The sequence below is a fragment of the Azospirillum thiophilum genome (assembly GCF_001305595.1).
GTDB lineage: Bacteria > Pseudomonadota > Alphaproteobacteria > Azospirillales > Azospirillaceae > Azospirillum > Azospirillum thiophilum.
This window is the reverse complement of the sequence record NZ_CP012403.1, coordinates 825,001-841,912: the sequence shown is the minus strand read 5'-3', so window position 1 is coordinate 841,912 and position 16,912 is coordinate 825,001. Positions and strand designations below refer to the sequence as shown.

Sequence of the window (16,912 nt, the reverse complement as noted above, 5' to 3'; positions counted from 1 at the left end):
GGCGTCCTCACCCCAGCCGGCGGCGGTAATGACCTTCCACCACGCGGTGATAGGTCAGCATGATGATCAGGTTCGCGGCCAGCAACAGCACGGCGACGGCGGCGCCCATCGGCCAGTTCAGGTCGCTAAGATACTGGTCGTAGACGATGGTCGCGACCATCTTCAGCCGCCGTCCGCCGAGCAGGCCGGGAATGGCGAAGGCGCTGGCGCTGAGGCCGAAGACGATCAGGCTTCCCGACAGGATGCCGGGCAGGATCTGCGGCGCCACCACCCGGACGATGGCCGTGGCGCGCGAGGCGCCGAAGGACAGCGCCGCCTGCTCCACCGCCGGATCCAGCTTCTGCAGCGAGGTCCAGACCGGAATGACCATGAAGGGCAGCATGACGTGGACCAGCGCCACGATCACCGTGCCCTCGGTGTAGAGAAGCCGCATGCGGCCGAAGCCGAACGCCATCAGAGCCCCGTTCACCGGACCTTCCGGGCCCAGCAGCATGCTCCAGCCGAAGGCGCGCACGACGACCGACACCAGCAGCGGCGCCAGGATCACCAGCAGGAAGACCGAGCGCCAGGGATTGCCCATGCGGCTGAGGATGTAGGCCTCCGGCACGCCGATCACCACGCAGATGGCGGTCGCCAGCGCCGAGATCCGGAAGGTGCGCAGGAAGATTTCCAGGTAATACTCGTCGGTCAGCACCGACAGGTAATGCTCCAGCGTGAAGCCGCCGGTGCGGCCGGTCGCATACTCGAACTGGTTGAAGGACAGCAGCGCCGTCAGGAACAGCGGCGTCAGCACCAGGGCCGCGAACAGCAGCGCCGCCGGCGCCGACAGCAGCAGCGGGGCAGAGCGGACACGGCGTTCGGGCGCGTCGGGCGCCGCGGTATCGGGCGCCACGGTGTCGGGGGAAGCGCTCATCCCGCCACCTCCAGCGCGACGTCGGGCGCCTCGGCCATGGCGCCGCGATGGACGCGCACCACCGACGGCGACCAGTTCAGCCCGACCGGCGCCCCCTGCTCCGCCGGGACCGAGCCGTCGTTCGGCGTCACCACCATCAGCGTGCCGAGCGGCCCGTCGATGTGGTAGAGCCACTGGCTACCCAGGAAGAAGCGGTCGGCGACGCGGCCGGTCAGCAGCCCTTGCGACGGAGCCGTCAGGTGCAGCTTCTCCGGCCGGATGCACAGGGTCGCCGTCTCGCCCACCGACAGGCCGGCGGTCTCAACCGGCACGGCGATCCCGGCGAGCGACACCGTGGCGCCCGCGCCGGTCGCGGCGATCACCGTGCCTGGCAGCAGGTTGGTCTTGCCGACGAAGCGGGAGATGAACTCCGTCTCCGGATGTTCGTAGATGCGATAGGGCTGGTCGATCTGGGTGATGTGCCCGGCCTCCATCACCACCACGCGGTCGCTGATGGAGAAGGCCTCCGCCTGGTCGTGGGTGACCATGACGGTGGTGGTGCCGACCTTGCGCTGGATCTCGCGCAGCTCGAACTGCATCGCCTCGCGCAGCTTGGCGTCAAGATTCGACAGCGGCTCGTCCAGCAGCAGCACCGGCGGACGGATCACCAGGGCGCGCGCCAGCGCCACGCGCTGCCGCTGGCCGCCCGACAATTCGCGCGGATAGCGCTTGGCGTAGGGGGAGAGGTGGACCAGCGACAACGCCTCCTCCACCCGCGGCTTGCGCTCGCCCTTCGGCACGCGCTGCATCTCCAGCCCGAAGCTGACGTTGTCGAACACCGTCATGTGCGGGAACAGCGCGTAGCTCTGGAAGACGATGCCCAGCCCGCGGCTGTTGGCCTTGGCGCGGGTGATGTCGCGCCCGTCCAGCCGGATGGTTCCGGCCGACGGCTCGACGAAGCCGGCGATCATCTGCAGGGTCGTGGTCTTGCCGCAGCCGGAAGGCCCCAGCAGCGAGACGAACTCCCCCTTTTCCACCGAAAGCGAGACGTCGCCGACCGCGGTCAGCGGACCGTAACGCTTTGTGATGTTTTTCAATTCGAGGAACGACACGGGGAATTCTCCCTCTTGCGACATTTGGCCTCGATTTCGGGCCTCACCTGTATGCCCCGATGGTTCAGCCGGACCCCCGGTGGCGTCAATCCGCTTTTTCCGTCAGCAGAAAAGATTTTGCAAAAGCTTCCGATATACGGAATAGATGGGGCAGCCAACATCACCGATTTTCTGACGGAGCCGGACCATGAGCGCCGATGCCACTCCCAGCAAGGGCAGCGGACCTGCCACCAGCGACGAGGCGGGGGCAAAGTCCAGCCTGCAGCGCGGGCTGGCGATCCTGCGCCTGCTGGCCTCGGCCAACGAGACGGGCGCGCGGCTGACCGACATCGCCCGCGCGCTGGACCTGACCCCGCCGACCGTCCACCGACTGCTGAAGATCCTGGTCGAGGAAGGCATGGCGGAGCCGGACAAGGCGACCAAGCGCTACCGCCTTGGCATCGACCTGTTCGGTCTGGCGGCGCAGGCCGGCAACCCGAACAACCTGCGCGACATCTGCCGACCGATCCTACTGCGGCTGTCGGCGACCCTGCGCGACACCATCTTCCTGCTGGTGCGCAGCGGCTTCGACGCGGTGTGCCTGGACCGCAGCGAGGGGCCCTTCCCCATCCGCTCCTTCACCGGCGACATCGGCGGCCGGGTGACGCTGGGCGTCGGCCAGGGCAGCCTCGCCATCCTCGCCTACCTGCATGCGGAGGAGCGGGAGGAGGTGATCCGCTTCAACCTGCCGCGCATGCAGGGCGTCGGCATCATAGACGAGGTCTATCTGCGCACGGAGATCGCGCGGGTGCGGGATTTGGGATATGCCAGCCGCTCCACCGGCCTGCTGCCGGGCATGTCGGGCGTGGCGGTGCCGGTGCTCGACCGCGACGGCCATGCCGTGGCGGCGCTCAGCGTCGGTACCATCAGCGAAAGGCTGAACGAGGAGAGGCTGCCGGTGGTGGTCGACATCCTGAAGCGCGAATCGGCCGCCATCAGCCGTCAGTTGAACCCCTTCGATCCGGTGCTGCGCCGTCCGGCGGCGGTGCTGGGCAGCGGTTCGGCATAGCGACGTAGGCGTCGTGCGATGAAGGGAGTCAGGAAGGCCGACCTCCCCGCCAAGACCTGTCCGGTCTGCAACCGTCCTTTCACCTGGCGGAAAAAATGGGAACGGGTGTGGGATCAGGTGAAATACTGCTCCGACCGCTGCCGGGGAAATGCCGGGAAGCGCGCGGGGCAACGGGACGGCGCATCGTGAGGCATCGGGCGATGCGCCGGGATCTTGACCAAACCGCCAAGAAGCGTTGCCCTTTTTTCGGTCACATGCCAGCATCCTGACCGGCCGGAGCGCAGCGCCAGCGAGGCGGGCGGCGGCTTCGGCCAATGGCATTTCCGTTGCATTTGAATGCTCGGCCCGCAAGGGATCCATGGATTTACCGGGGCATTCCCGCGTATTCATGGCACCGGCGGGACAGCCGCCCTGCTGCCGGCGACGGGCAGCCAGCGATATGAAGCCAACGATACTCAGTGACGAAGGGGACTCATGATGTCGGTTCGGGGGATGGGGGATCGGGCGATGACGGCCTGGGGAATGACGCGCCGTGCGGTGCTGTGCGGCGTCGCCGCGGTCGCATTCGCGGCGGCTGCCGGCGGCTCCCTGCCGGCACAGGCACAGGGCAAGGTGAAGGTCGCCGGCATCTACACCGTTCCGATCGAGCAGCAGTGGGTCAGCCGCATCCATGTCGCGCTGAAGGCCGCCGCCGACCGTGGCGAGATCGAGTATGTCTGGGCCGAGTCGGTCGCCAACACCGACTATGAGCGCGTGATGCGCCAATATGCCGAAGCCGGCCAGCAGCTGGTCTTCGGCGAGGTGTTCGGGGTGGAGCGCGCCGCCCGCGCCGTCGCCAAGGACTATCCGAAGACCGCCTTCGTCATGGGCTCCAGCTTCAAGCCGCAGGAGCCGAACTTCTCGGTCTTCGACAACTACATCCAGGAACCGGCCTACCTGAGCGGGATGATCGCCGGCGGCATGACCAGGTCGAACGTGATCGGCATGGTCGGCGGCTATCCGATCCCCGAGGTCAACCGCCTGATGAACGCCTTCATGGAAGGCGCCAAGGAAGTCAACCCGCAGGTCAAGTTCTCCGTCAGCTTCATCGGCTCCTGGTTCGATCCGCCCAAGGCCAAGGAAGCCGCCTTCGCCATGATCGACCGCGGCGCCGACGTGATGTATGCCGAGCGCTTCGGCGTGTCGGATGCCGCCAAGGAGCGCAAGGTGCTCGCCATCGGCAACGTCATCGACACCCAGCCGCAATATCCCGACACCGTGGTCGCCAGCGCGCTGTGGCACATGGAGCCGTCGGTGGAGCGCGCCATCGCCGCGGTGAAGGCCGGCAGCTACAAGGCCGAGGATTACGGCCCCTACAGCATGATGACCAACAAGGGCTCCAGCCTCGCCCCGCTCGGCACCTTCGAGTCCAAGGTCCCGGACGCGGTCAAGGCCAAGGTGAAGGAGCGCGAGCAGCAGATCCGCGACGGCAAGTTCACCGTGAAGGTCAACGACGCCGAGCCGAAGTCGACGATGTGACGGGATCGCCCCTTTCCATGCCATCCTCGTTGAAAGGCGGGCCGGAGGTCGTCCTCCGGCTCGCCGGCATTTCCAAGCGGTTCGGCCCGCTGCTCGCCAACGACGGCATCTCGCTGACGCTCCGCGCCGGCGAGGTGCTGGCGCTGCTGGGCGAGAACGGCGCCGGCAAGACCACCTTGATGAACATCCTCTTCGGCCATTATGTCGCCGACGAGGGCAGCATCGAGGCGTTCGGCCGCCCCCTGCCGCCGGGCTCGCCCCGTGCCGCGCTGGAGGCCGGCATCGGCATGGTCCACCAGCATTTCACCCTGGCCGACAACCTGTCGGTGCTGGACAATGTCGCGGTGGGGACCGAGCCGCTGTGGCGCCTGTGGTCCGACCGCGGCGCCGCCCGGCGCCGGCTGCTCGACCTGTCGCAGCGCTTCGGGCTGGAGGTGCGGCCGGACGCACTTGTCGGCGACCTGTCGGTCGGCGAGCGCCAGCGGGTGGAGATCCTGAAGGCGCTCTACCGCGACGCCCGCATCCTGATCCTGGACGAGCCGACCGCGGTGCTGACGCCGCAGGAATCGGCCGGGCTGTTCGACACGCTGCGCCGGCTGACCGCCGACGGGCTGGCCGTCGTCTTCATCAGCCACAAGATGAACGAGGTGTTCGCCGCCAGCGACACCGTCGCCGTGCTGCGCGCCGGCAAGCTGGTCGCCACCCACCCAACCGCCTCGACCGACCGGGCGAAGCTGGCCGAGCTGATGGTCGGCCGCAGCGTCAAGCCGCCCTCCCCCACCCCGCTCGCCCCCGGCGAACCGGTGCTGGAGCTGGCAGGCGTCACCGTCGCCTCCGGCCATGGCCGCCCGCTGCTCGACGGGGCAGACCTGACGGTGCGGCGCCATCAGGTGGTAGGCATCGCGGGGGTGTCCGGCAACGGCCAGACCGCGCTGGCCGAGCTGGTCAGCGGCCTGATCCGCCCCGACTCCGGCCGGCTTTCGCTGAAAGGCAGCGTGGTGGACCACGCCGACCCGGCCGGCATGGTTCGCCGCGGCGTCGCCCGCATCCCGGAAGACCGGCACAGCGCCGGCCTCGTCGGCGCCATGGCGGTGTGGGAGAACCTGATCGCCGAGCGTTACCATGACCCGGCCTTCTCGCGCTTCGGCGTGCTTCGGCGCGGCGCGGCGCGCAGCTACGCCCGCCAGGTGATCGAGGAATTCGACGTCCGCTGCCCCGGCCCCGACGCCCGAACGCAGCTGCTGTCGGGCGGCAACATGCAGAAGCTGATCCTGGGCCGCACGCTGGCCCATGGCCCGGACCTGATCCTGGCCAGCCAGCCGACGCGCGGGCTCGACATCGGGGCCGTGTCCTACGTCCACAGCCGGCTGCTCGACGCCCGCGCCGCCGGCGCCGGCGTGCTGCTGATCTCCGAGGATCTCGACGAGATCCTGGCGCTGGCCGACTGCGTCGCCGTCGCCTATCACGGGCGGCTGACCCCGCCGCTGCCGCATGACCGGGTGTCGGTCAGCCAGCTCGGCCTGCTGATGGCCGGGCATTGGGACATATTGGGCGACATCCTGCCGGAAACCCAAGGGGAGAATGGCAATGCGGCTTGAACCGCGCACCGACATCCCCCTCGCCCTGCGGCTGCTGGCGCCGGTCGGCGCCGTCGTCGCAGCGCTGGCGCTGTGCGCCCTGCTGGTCGCCTGGACCGGTGCGCCGGTGCTGCGCGCCTATGGCCTGCTGTTCGAGGGCGCAGTCGGCTCCCGCTTCGCCCTGACCGAAACGCTGACCCGCGCCACCCCGCTGATCCTGACCGGCCTCGCCGCCGCCGTCGCCTTCCGCACCAAGCTGTGGAACATCGGGGCGGAAGGACAGCTCTACATGGGCGCGCTGGCCGCCGTGGTGGTGGGCGGCGGCATGCTCGACCTGCCGGGCTGGGCGCTGATCCCGGTCGTGATGATCGCCGGCATGGCGGCGGGCGGCGCCACCCTGCTCGGCCCCGCGGTGCTGAAGGTCCGCTTCGGCGTCGACGAGGTGGTGACGACCCTGCTGCTGAACTTCGTCGTGCTGCTGCTGGTATCGATGCTGCTGGAAGGGGCCTTGAAAGACCCGATGGGCATGGGCTGGCCGCAATCGGCCCCGATCGTCGAGGCGGCGGAGCTGCCCAAGCTGGTGGAGCGCACCCGCCTGCATGCCGGGCTGGCCATCGCGCTCGGCCTGTCGGTGCTGCTGTGGCTGATCGACAGCCGGACCGTCTGGGGCTACGAGAACCGCGCGGTCGGCGCCAACCCGCGCGCCGCCGCCTTCGCCGGCATGCCGGTGAACCGGATCATGCTGCGCACCGCGCTGCTGTCGGGCGGGCTGGCCGGGCTGGCCGGGGCGGCGGAGGTCTGCGGGCTGAAGGGCTACCTGACGCTCGACCTGTCGCCGGGCTTCGGCTACAGCGGCATCGTCGTCGCCATGCTGGCGCAGTTGCACCCCATCGGCGTGGTCGGCGCGGCGCTGTTCATCGCCGGCATCTTCGTCGGCGCCGACGCCATGAGCCGCGCCATGCCGGTTCCCAACTACATCGCCGACGTCCTGGTCGCCGCCAGCCTGCTCTGCATGCTGGTCGCCGGGCTGCTGGCGCGCTACCGGCTGCGGCGGGGGTAAGGCACCATGGATTTCCTGTCGATCCTGCTCGACATCCTGCTGTCGGCCGCCTTCTGGACCGCGGTGCTGCGCATCGCCACCCCCTATGTGCTGGGCACGCTGGGCGAGCTGGTGTGCGAGCGGGCCGGCGTTCTCAATCTCGGCATCGAAGGCATCATGACGCTGGGCGCCATGGCCGGCTGGATGGCTGTCTACCAGGGTGCCGGCCTGTGGACCGGACTCGTCGTGGCCGCCGCCTGCGGTGCGCTGCTCGGCCTGCTGCATGCGGCGCTGACTGTGCCGCTCGGCCTGTCGCAGCATGTGACCGGCATCGGCGTGACCCTGCTGGGCACCAGCCTGTCCTATTTCATCTACCGCCTCGTCCTGCCGCAGGCCAGCACGCCGCCGACCATCCAGCCGTTCCAGCCGCTGGACCTGCCGGGCGCGCTGGCACAGACGCCGCTGACTTACCTGGCGTTCGCGCTGGTGGGGTTGGTCGCCTATGTCCTCTACCGCACGCCGGCCGGGCTGGCGGTGCGGATGGTCGGTGAGAATCCGGCCGCCGCCGAGGCGCAGGGGCTGAACGTCACCGCCATCCGCATCGGCGCGGTGATGGCGGGAAGCGCGCTGATGGCGCTGGCCGGCGCCTTCCTGACCCTGTCGGCCTTCAACGCCTTCTTCTTCAACATGGTGAACGGGCGCGGCTGGATCTGCATCGCGCTGGTGGTCTTCGCCTCCTGGCGGCCGGGCAAGGCGCTGCTGGGCGCCCTGCTGTTCGCGGTGTTCGACGCGCTGCAATTGCGGCTCCAGCAGGCCAGCGGCGGCGTGCTGCCCTACCAGCTGTTCCTGATGATGCCCTATCTGCTCAGCATCCTGGCGCTGGTGCTGGTCGCCCGCCGGGCCTCCTACCCGCGCGCCCTGATGATTCCGTACCGCAAAGGAGAACGCTGATGTTCGACCTGATCCTGCGCCGCGCCACCCTGCCGGATGGCCGCGGCGGCATCGACATCGGCATCAGCGACGGTCGCATCGCCGCGGTCGAAGCCGGTCTGGCGGGAGAGGCGGCGGCGGAGATCGACGCCACCGGCCGGCTGGTGACGCCGCCCTTCGTCGATGCCCATTTCCACATGGACAGCACGCTCAGCTACGGCCTGCCGCGGGTGAACCAGAGCGGCACGCTGCTGGAGGGCATCGCGCTGTGGGGCGAGCTGAAGCCGCAACTGGTCCAGGACGCCATCGTCGAGCGGGCGCTGACCTATTGCGACTGGGCGGTCGGGCGCGGCCTGCTGGCGATCCGCAGCCATGTCGACATCTGTGACCCGCGCCTGCTGGCGGTGGAAGCGCTGCTGGACGTGAAGAAGCAGGTCGCCCCCTATCTCGACCTCCAGCTCGTCGCCTTCCCGCAGGACGGCGTGCTGCGCTCCCCCGGCACCGGGGAGCTGCTGCTGCGGGCGCTCGACATGGGCGTCGACGTGGTCGGCGGCATCCCGCATTTCGAGCGCACCATGGCCGACGGCGCCGCGTCGGTCCGCCTGCTGTGCGAGATCGCGGCTGAACGCGGCCTCCTGGTCGACATGCATTGCGACGAGACCGACGACCCGCTGTCCCGCCATGTCGAGACGCTCGCCTACGAGACGCAGCGGCTGGGGCTGCACGGGCGGGTGACGGGGTCGCACCTCACCTCCATGCATTCCATGGACAATTACTACGTCTCCAAGCTGATCCCGCTGATGGCGGAGGCGCGGCTGGGGGTGATCGCCAACCCGTTGATCAACATCGTCCTGCAGGGCCGCCACGACAGCTACCCAAAGCGCCGCGGCATGACCCGCGTGCCGGAGCTGATGGCCGCCGGCCTGACGGTCGCCTTCGGCCACGATTGCGTGATGGATCCCTGGTATCCGCTGGGTTCCGGCGACATGCTGGAGGTGGCGCACATGGGCCTGCATGTCGGCCAGATGACCGGCCAGGATGGGATGAAGGCCGCCTTCGACGCGGTTACGGTCAATCCGGCCCGCCTGCTGCACCTGGACGGCTACGGGCTGGAGCCCGGCTGCAACGCCGATCTGGTGGTGCTGCAGGCCGGCAGCGCGGTGGAGGCGATCCGCACCCGCGCCGCCCGGCTGTTCGTCCTGCGCCGCGGCCGGATCGTCAGCCGCTGCGAACCGGTGCGGGCGCAACTAGACCTGCCGGGCCGCCCTGCCGGCGTCGACTTCCTGCTGAACCGCGGATAGATGGCGGCAGGATGGGGGGCGGCGGCGTGCCGCCCTACCGGACCACCATCTGATCCAGCAGAATCTCCCGCACCCGCACCCCCCGCAGTTCCCGGTCCAGCACCCCGGCGATGGTGCTCTTCATCAGCTTCGCCCCATCGGCCCCGGACAGCTGTTGCGGGTCGAGCTTGCGCATGCTGTCGGAGAGGCGGTCGGAAATCCGCGGGACATAGGGGTCGGCGACCTTGCCGTCCACCGACGGGTCGATCTCCAGCAAAACCTTCACGTCCACCATCCGGCCGTTGCTGCCGCCCAGGGTGAAGGTCATCATCGGCAGGCTGGCATATTTCTTGTCGCCGCCCGGCTGCGACTGGGAGGCGGGCGAGCGGTTCTTGCTGGCGACCACGGCGCCGCCGGCCCCAAGCGCCGCCAGGAGCAGCAGCAGGCCGGTCAGAACCAGCGGCATCAGGGAGACCGTTTCCCCATTCCGGTTGCGACGGACGAGCCGCAAGATCGCCTTCCCGCCCCCGCCCGGGGGTCATATGCCCTGTCGGCGACCATGCTAAGCACACAACAATGGCCGGTCAAATGCCGATGGATTGCGGATGCAATGTTCGCATTCGCGGACGGCCCCAGGGACAGCAGGCACCGTCAGAGCGAGGGGGGCACCCCAACATTGTCGATCAGCCGCGCCTTGCCCATCCAGGCCGCGGCGAGCAGCCGGGCCGGGCGCAGGGCCGCGGTCACCGGCTCCAGCGTTTCGGCATCGCGCAGTTCGACATAATCGATGGAACCGAAGCCGGCCTCGGCGATGCGGCTGCGGATGGCGGTCAGGGCACCGTCCGCCTCGCCGCCGCGGGCCAGCGCCTCGGCCGCCGCGGTCAGGGCACGGTACAGCTCCGGCGCGCGGGAGCGTTCGTCGGCGCTGAGATAGGCATTGCGCGAGGACATGGCGAGCCCGTCGGCCTCACGCACCGTCGGCAGCCCCTCCACCCGCACCGGGATGTCGAGGTCGCGGGTGAAACGGCGGATCACCATCAACTGCTGATAGTCCTTTTCGCCGAACACGGCGACGTCGGGCAGCGCCTGGAGGAACAGCTTGGTGACCACCAGCGCGACGCCGCCGAACATCTGCGGCCGGAAGGTGCCGCACAGCCCCTCCGCCGGGCCGCCGACGGAGATGGCGGTGGCGAAGCCCTGCGGGTACATGGCCCTCACGTCGGGGGCATAGAGCGCATGGCAGCCGGCGCCGGCCAGCTTGGTCGCGTCGCCCGCCTCGTCGCGCGGATAGCGGTCGAAATCCTCGTGGGGCGCGAACTGGGTCGGATTGACGAAGATGGTGGCGACCACCCGGTCGGCCAGATCGCGCGCCCGCCGCACCAGCCCGAGATGGCCGTCATGCAGGGCGCCCATGGTCGGCACCAGGGCGACCGTCAGCCCGTCCCGGCGCCAGGCCGCGACCTGGGCACGCAGATCCCCGACCGTTTTCATGATCGGCAGCGGGCTGGAAGGCTGGGCGGCGGTCGGCGTCATGGCGTCGGTCCTTGCACGTCGAAAACGCGCGCTGGATAACCCGCTGGACCATTCCTGTCCAGAAAAGCTTTCCACAAGACAGACAATTGCGGCTCCGGCGAATATGGCGCCAACTGCGGAGAGGGCTCCCCCGTCCCCGCAGCGGTTGGCCAGCTTGCCCGGACGATCAACGCTTGATCGTGATGCCGACCAGATAGGCCAGGTTAGCCCAGGCCAGCAGCGTGGCCAGCAGCGCGGTGAAGGAGGGAACCAGGATCACCGAGCCGATGATGATGGTCAGAACCACGGCCAGCAGGCCGAGGGAGAGCAGAGCGATGCGGGTATCGTCCATGGAATGCGCTTTCCGAAGCGGGTGACAGGGAATGGCTCCGTATCTACCGCATTGCAACGCCGACGGGGCTGATCTGCGTCAATCGACCGCAGATTCAACCGCTATATCAGAATCGTATGATGGAAGCTTTTCGTGTGGCCCGCCCCATCGCAGGGCTCCAAGAAAAAAGGCTCCGGACAATCGTCCGAAGCCTTTTTTTGATGGTGGGCGCGACAGGGATTGAACCTGTGACCCTTCGCGTGTGAAGCGAATGCTCTCCCGCTGAGCTACGCGCCCGAACCTTGAAACTCTGTACCCCGACCCGATCCACGACTGTCAGGAAGCCTGACTGGCGGACCGTTCCGGGAGCGTCGCGACCGGCTGTCGTCGGCCCCGCCGCTGCGGTGGGCGGGTTTCTACGGCCTTAACCGGCAGGTGTCAAGCATCAGATTCATCCCCATCTTAAAAAAGAATACGACGACCGCAGGAGTCCCGGACCGTGCCGCAGCCCAGCCCTCTCCGCCCGACCCATCGCGCCCGCTGGCGCCGGACGCTCCTGCTCGCCGCCGGCCTGTCCTTTCCGCTGCCACCCATGGCTGCAGCGGCGGAGCCGGTGAAGGCAAGCTACCGTGTGTTCGTCGGCGGCATCACCGCGCTCGATATCGACGCGACGCTGGAGATGACCGGCAACCGCTACCGCATCGCGGTGACGGCGGTCACCGGCGGCACCATCGGCCGCCTGCTCACTTGGCGAACCGCGTCCGAGACCGACGGCAGCCGGCTCGGCAAGGATCTGAAGCCGGTCAGCCATCGGCAGACCAGCCAGCTGCGCGGGGAACCGCGCAACGTCACCCTGACCTACGATCCCCAGGGCGACGTCTCCGCCAGCGTCTCGCCCCCGGCGGAGGATGACGGCCGCGAACCGGTGCCGCCGGCCTTGCAACGCGGCACGCTCGACCCGCTGAGCGCGGTTCTGGACCTGCTGATCGGCCTCGGAGCGAGCGAAGGCTGCGACCGGTCCCTGCCGGTGTTCGACGGCCGCCGCCGCTACGACATGGTGTTCTCTGAGGTCGGGCGGCGCATCGTCGACCCGTCGCGCTACTCGACCTTCTCCGGCATCGCCCTGCAATGCCGGGTGACCTACAAGCCGGTCGCCGGCTATGCCCGCTCGTCATCGGGCGGGCGCTTCTGGCAGCGGACCGATCCCGCGGACCGGCCCCCGGTCAATATCTGGCTTGCTCCGGTCGCCGCCGGCGCGCCGCCCCTGCCGGTGCGGCTGGAAACGGACAGCGATTTCGGCGGCGTCGTCGTCCACCTGACCGGCGTCACGCCGCCAACGGCAGACCACCGGACCGGGGCCGGACAACCGCCCGGCTCCCCGGCCGGCTCTCAGCAGGCGCGCTGACCGCAGTGGCGGATTCGCTGGCCGCCGGTGCAGTCGACTGCGTGTCGGCGATGATGTCGGACGGCACGATGCCGGCACGCCGGGCCGCCAGGGTCAGCGCCTCGACGGACGGCCAGAGCATGCGGCCGTCCAGTTCCAGCAATGTGCCGTCCAGCAGCGCCACATAGCCGCCGAACTTCCCCATATGAACGATACGAGCCATGCGAGAGGTCATGGTGGGGTTCCTTCCCATCGGCAACCGTCGTGACGCGGCGTGAACGGCGCCATTGCGCGCCGCCGCTGCCCGATCCGCACCCGACAGAGTCTTGATTGCATGTCGCACCTGCCGGACGCGGCCAGCGTCAGCAGCAGGACGTTGACGCCGAAAGCCATGGAAGCGGCCGTCAAGACAGTGTCCTGCATCATGGCGCTCCTCCCGGTCGGCGTCGCGTCGACCGGCGAAGGCCGGATCGACCCCATCACTCTAGGGGTTTTCCGGCGCCGCCGCCCTCATCCCGAGGGATAGCCCCACCGTTCAAAGGGATAGTATCCAGGTATGCAAAAGCCGATATGTCCAGGATAGCGCGGATTGACCCGGCCGGATTCCCGGGCCACGGACACCACGGGCCCCATGGGTCGAAGCCCCGGGGAATGATGCGTCAGGGGAATTTCATTTCCCGAGTGGCAGCATTAAATTTTTCGCACCGGTTTTAAAACCACCTGGGAGAAACCCCTATCTTTCCTGTTACCGGTTGGCAAGAGCGCAACCGCATCCTTACGGAGTGGCCGGCAGCAAGCCGCGCGTAAGGAGGCGAAGATGCCAACGGTGCTCGTGATCGACGATGAGGACATGGTACGCCTCGTCCTGCGGCAGTTCCTGGAACGCCAGGGGCTGGAGGTCATCGAGGCGCAGGACGGCGACGAGGGGTTGCGGGCGCTGCGGGCCAACGCCGTCGATCTGGTCATCTGCGACCTGATCATGCCGCGTGCGGACGGCATCGGCACAATCATGCACATCCGCCGCTCGATGCCGGCCATGAAAATCATCGCCATTTCCGGCGGCGGCCGCAGCCACGCGATGGAATTGCTGAAGGTCGCCGAGCAGATGGGGGCCGACCATACGCTTGGAAAGCCATTCACTCGCGACCAGCTGCGCGCGCTCGTCGGGGTCTGCCTTCCCGACCACCCCACGTCCCGGCCCTCCACCCCCGCCAAGGCGAATGCCTGAGAGGAGCCGATCATGCTGGGCACATCCCTGAGCGAGAAACTGCGGAACTGGTTCGCCGAAGAGGAGCCGGCCGCGGCCGCAAGTTCCCCAAGACCCGCCCCGCCCCAGGCGCCCCAGCCGGCAGAGGTCGAACGTCTGCAGTCCCTGGAGCGCCGGCTGAAGGCCCTGCTGATCCAGCCCCAGCTGCTGTCCGCCGGCCGCATCCACATGCTCAAGCTCGACACGCTGCGTGAAGGGCTCGGCACTGCCTGGACCGATCTGCGCGACCGCGTCCATGCCACTGCCGACCGCATCATCGGCCGCCACATCACCGCCCAGGACGTTCAATTCCGTACCGGTGACGGCGAATACATCATCGTCTTCGCGGTGCTGGGCCGCACTGCCGCCGAGCTGGTCTGCGCCAAGATCGCCGAGGAACTGCACCGGCAGTTTCTGGGCGACCCCAAACTGGCGGACATCAAGATCGCGACTGCGGTCGGCGTGCTGGACGGCAGGATGCAGTTCGAATACGCGTCCGCCGCCGACCTTCTGTCGACGATCGGGCGGACGGACGCCCCCGTCGCGGACGCCCTCCCGGCCACTCCCCCTGCACCGGCGTCTCCGGCATCCCTGGCCGCCGACAGGGAGGAGCCCCGCAAGCTGCAGTTGTCGCCAATGGAGATGGCGCAGATCGGCACCATGTACCGGCCGCTCTGGGATGTCGGCCGGCAGGTGATCTCGACCTACATGTGCATCCCGGTCCGCCGCTTTCCCGACGGAACCGCGGTCGAAGGGGCCGCCGCCCTGTCGGCGATCGAGGATCCGCATCAGCTGGCGAAGGTCGACGTCGACACGCTGGCGAACACCATCGAGATGCTGGACGAGCTGTTCCGCAACAAGTTCCGGCTGATGGTATCGGTTCCCGTCTGCTTCGAGACGCTGGCGGCACGCCGCACCCGGCAGGAATATCTCGGGCTCTGCCAGTCGGTGCCGGATTACCTGCGCCCCTTCCTGATCTTCGAATTCCTGCGCTTCCCGGCGGGTGTTCCCAGCGGCCGGATGGGCGAGCTGGTCAACGAGGTCCGGCCTTTCTGCCGCTGGACTTTCCTGCGGGTGGAATTCCGCCAGCAGAGCTTCGCCGGTCTCGCCGGCACCGGGCTGGCCGGCCTGACGACGCTGGTGCCGTCCGACCGCGGGGCGGAAGCCCGGACCATGGAGGACATGAACGGCTTCGTCGCGGCGGCTGAACGGGCCGGCCTGAAGACCTGCGTCGTCGGCATCGGCTCCACCAGCCTCGCGGTCGCGGCACGGGCCGCAGGCACCACGCTGATCGCCGGCGACCGCATTGGCCGGGCCGAGGAAATCCCGCAGCACATGCTGCGGTTCGGCTGGCAGGACCTGTTCCTGCGCGAGGCGTCGCGCTGACCGGGTTCCAGGACAGGGAGGTTCCGCAATGCCCGTCACGACCGGATGTTCGAACGACGCCGTCAGGACGCTGAGCCTGGATGCCGCCGGCATCGATCCCGACGCCCTGGCGCCGCTGGCGTTCGACGGCACCCCTCCGGCACTCATCCTCGGCTTCATATCCCCGGAGCAGGACTTCGCTGGGATCGCCCAGGCGCTGCGCTGCGCCCTGGAGGCAGGAACCAGGCTGGTGCTGGTTTCCACGGCCGGCGAGCTGTGCTCGGGCATGCCGGGAGGCCTCTATCATCCGGGAGCGGACCGGCGGGCGGGAATCGTCCTCCAGTCCTTCAGCACGGCTCTGTTCGCTGACGTCAGCATCCACAGCGTTCCGCTGCACAGCGAGGACATCCGGTCGGGTCATCCGTGCCTCGGCTACGAACAGCGCCTCAAGGCCATCCAGCGCGAGCTGGAGGCCATCGACCCGCCATTCCCGCTCGACTGCCACGATACCGTCGCATTGCTGTTCATCGACGGGTTGGCGGCAAGCGAAAGCTGCCTGATGGAGGCGGTCTACGCGACGGGCCGCTTTCCGGTCCTCTTCGTGGGCGGCTCGGCCGGCGGCAGCCTGGACTATCGCCACACCTGGCTGTTCGACGGCAGCCGGGTCCTGGAGAACCAGGCCGTCATCGTCTTCGTCCGGATGGCTCCCGACAAGCGTTATGGCGTCTTCAAAACACAGAATTTCCGCAAGACGCCGATCTCCTTCACCATCCTGGACTGCGACCCGATCCGCCGCACGGTGACCAGCGTCATCGATCCCGACAGCCTGGAAGTCTCCGGCTTCATCGACGCGCTGTGCCGCCGCCTGGATTGCCATGCCATCGACCTCGAACGTCTGCTGGCCTCCCACACCTTCGCGGTGGAGTTGGACGGCAGGCTGTTCGTGCGCTCCGTCGCGGAGATCGACCCGGCGACCAGGACGGTGTCCTTCTTCTGCGACATCAATTCCGGCGACGAGCTGTTCCTGGTCGAAGCCACCGATTTCGTCGAACAGACGAGGCGCGACTTCGCCGCCTTCCTGAGCGGCAAGCCGGAGCCGGTCGGCGGCATCCTGAACGACTGCATATTGCGGCGGATCAACAACGGTCCGCAGCTGTCGCGAATGGACATGTTCGAGACTGTTCCGGTCGCCGGATTCTCCACCTTCGGCGAGATCCTCGGCATCAGCATCAACCAGACCCTGTCCGCGATATTCTTCTTCGACGACGGCCACGAGGACTGGAACGGGGGAAAGGGCTTTCGTGACGACTATGTGAGCAATTTTCCGGTCCACTATGCCCATTTCCAGAATTATTTCAGTCAGGCCCGCAACAACCGGCTGCGCATGCTCAACCGCCTGCGCCAGAGCCTGCTCCGCAACCTGATCGGCCGCACCGATACCGCCGGTGCGCTCTATGGCCGATTCGAACAGATCGGATCCTACACCGCCGAAATCGCGGAAGGCGACCCCGACCCCCTCGACTCCACGGTAAAGGATCTGCTCACCGCCGTCATGCAGGCGACCGAAGAACGGGAAGCGGTGGCCGAAGTACTGAGTTTGCGAGAGGCCGAACTGCGCCTTGTGGAGGAGCGCCGCCGCGCGGTCGAATCCCGCATGGATCTGGAAGCCCAACTCCGG

Annotated in this window: 18 protein-coding genes and 1 tRNA gene (1 of these 19 cut by a window edge); 12 read left to right on the top strand and 7 right to left on the bottom strand. The window is 68.2% G+C overall.

Going from position 1 to position 16,912, the window contains the following annotated elements:
* Positions 1-7 precede the first annotated feature (7 nt).
* Complete coding sequence (locus AL072_RS22740; protein WP_045584434.1) at positions 8-913, bottom strand: ABC transporter permease; 906 nt, start codon at positions 911-913, stop codon at positions 8-10.
* Complete coding sequence (locus AL072_RS22735; protein WP_045584433.1) at positions 910-2,004, bottom strand: ABC transporter ATP-binding protein; 1,095 nt, start codon at positions 2,002-2,004, stop codon at positions 910-912. Before AL072_RS22735 ends, AL072_RS22740 begins: the two co-directional genes overlap by 4 nt.
* 187 nt (positions 2,005-2,191) lie before the next feature.
* On the opposite strand from AL072_RS22735, the gene AL072_RS22730 reads away from it, so the two are divergent.
* The 7 genes from AL072_RS22730 (at position 2,192) to AL072_RS22705 (ending at position 9,417) form a co-directional block, all read left to right on the top strand.
* Positions 2,192-3,052 (top strand): IclR family transcriptional regulator, encoded by an 861-nt coding sequence (locus tag AL072_RS22730; RefSeq protein ID WP_052710269.1) that lies wholly within the window; start codon positions 2,192-2,194, stop codon positions 3,050-3,052.
* An 18-nt stretch (positions 3,053-3,070) separates the two neighbouring features.
* Positions 3,071-3,241: a DUF2256 domain-containing protein gene (locus AL072_RS36335; protein WP_082109209.1), complete on the top strand. Its 171-nt coding sequence runs from the start codon at positions 3,071-3,073 to the stop codon at positions 3,239-3,241.
* Between the two features lie 318 nt (positions 3,242-3,559).
* On the top strand, positions 3,560-4,570 hold the full coding sequence (locus AL072_RS22725) for a BMP family protein (RefSeq protein ID WP_045584432.1): 1,011 nt from the start codon (positions 3,560-3,562) through the stop codon (positions 4,568-4,570).
* Between the two features lie 17 nt (positions 4,571-4,587).
* Positions 4,588-6,168, top strand: a complete 1,581-nt coding sequence (locus AL072_RS22720; protein ID WP_045584431.1) for an ABC transporter ATP-binding protein — start codon at positions 4,588-4,590, stop codon at positions 6,166-6,168.
* Positions 6,158-7,207, top strand: a complete 1,050-nt coding sequence (locus AL072_RS22715) for an ABC transporter permease (protein ID WP_045584430.1) — start codon at positions 6,158-6,160, stop codon at positions 7,205-7,207. Before AL072_RS22720 ends, AL072_RS22715 begins: the two co-directional genes overlap by 11 nt.
* 6 nt (positions 7,208-7,213) lie before the next feature.
* Entirely contained in the window at positions 7,214-8,137 is a 924-nt protein-coding gene (locus AL072_RS22710; protein WP_045584429.1) for an ABC transporter permease, read from the top strand.
* Positions 8,137-9,417 (top strand): amidohydrolase family protein, encoded by a 1,281-nt coding sequence (locus AL072_RS22705; RefSeq protein WP_045584428.1) that lies wholly within the window; start codon positions 8,137-8,139, stop codon positions 9,415-9,417. The genes AL072_RS22710 and AL072_RS22705 overlap by 1 nt, the downstream gene beginning before the upstream one ends.
* A gap of 34 nt (positions 9,418-9,451) precedes the next feature.
* Here the strand turns inward: AL072_RS22705 and AL072_RS22700 are convergent, their stop codons facing one another.
* The 4 genes from AL072_RS22700 to AL072_RS22685 all read right to left on the bottom strand — a co-directional run bounded on the left by AL072_RS22700 (position 9,452) and on the right by AL072_RS22685 (position 11,536).
* Positions 9,452-9,862, bottom strand: coding sequence for a flagellar basal body-associated FliL family protein (locus AL072_RS22700; protein ID WP_045584427.1), 411 nt, complete (start codon positions 9,860-9,862; stop codon positions 9,452-9,454).
* A gap of 185 nt (positions 9,863-10,047) precedes the next feature.
* A complete protein-coding gene (gene panC / locus AL072_RS22695) occupies positions 10,048-10,929 on the bottom strand; it encodes a pantoate--beta-alanine ligase (RefSeq protein ID WP_045584426.1) in 882 nt (293 codons plus the stop codon).
* A gap of 166 nt (positions 10,930-11,095) precedes the next feature.
* Positions 11,096-11,260 carry a hypothetical protein gene (locus AL072_RS22690; protein ID WP_045584425.1) on the bottom strand — a complete coding sequence of 55 codons (165 nt, stop codon included), beginning with the start codon at positions 11,258-11,260 and terminating at the stop codon, positions 11,096-11,098.
* A 201-nt stretch (positions 11,261-11,461) separates the two neighbouring features.
* Positions 11,462-11,536 (bottom strand) — tRNA-Val (locus tag AL072_RS22685).
* 202 nt (positions 11,537-11,738) lie between these two features.
* Between AL072_RS22685 and AL072_RS22680 the strand changes: the two genes are divergently transcribed.
* Positions 11,739-12,644, top strand: a complete 906-nt coding sequence (locus tag AL072_RS22680; protein WP_045584424.1) for a DUF3108 domain-containing protein — start codon at positions 11,739-11,741, stop codon at positions 12,642-12,644.
* Here the strand turns inward: AL072_RS22680 and AL072_RS22675 are convergent.
* Entirely contained in the window at positions 12,565-12,846 is a 282-nt protein-coding gene (locus AL072_RS22675; protein ID WP_245636923.1) for a hypothetical protein, read from the bottom strand. The genes AL072_RS22680 and AL072_RS22675 overlap by 80 nt on opposite strands.
* Positions 12,847-12,957: 111 nt before the next feature.
* On the opposite strand from AL072_RS22675, the gene AL072_RS34450 reads away from it, so the two are divergent.
* The 4 genes from AL072_RS34450 to AL072_RS22655 all read left to right on the top strand — a co-directional run.
* Positions 12,958-13,149, top strand: coding sequence for a hypothetical protein (locus AL072_RS34450; RefSeq protein ID WP_144428341.1), 192 nt, complete (start codon positions 12,958-12,960; stop codon positions 13,147-13,149).
* A 291-nt stretch (positions 13,150-13,440) separates the two neighbouring features.
* Complete coding sequence (locus AL072_RS22665; RefSeq protein WP_063840381.1) at positions 13,441-13,851, top strand: response regulator; 411 nt, start codon at positions 13,441-13,443, stop codon at positions 13,849-13,851.
* A 12-nt stretch (positions 13,852-13,863) separates the two neighbouring features.
* Complete coding sequence (locus tag AL072_RS22660) at positions 13,864-15,255, top strand: hypothetical protein (protein ID WP_052710268.1); 1,392 nt, start codon at positions 13,864-13,866, stop codon at positions 15,253-15,255.
* A gap of 28 nt (positions 15,256-15,283) precedes the next feature.
* A protein-coding gene (locus AL072_RS22655; protein ID WP_052710267.1) for an FIST N-terminal domain-containing protein crosses the window boundary here: on the top strand, positions 15,284-16,912 show its 5' portion. 759 nt of this gene lie beyond the right edge of the window; only the first 1,629 of its 2,388 coding nucleotides appear in the window; its start codon is at positions 15,284-15,286; its stop codon lies beyond the right edge, outside the window.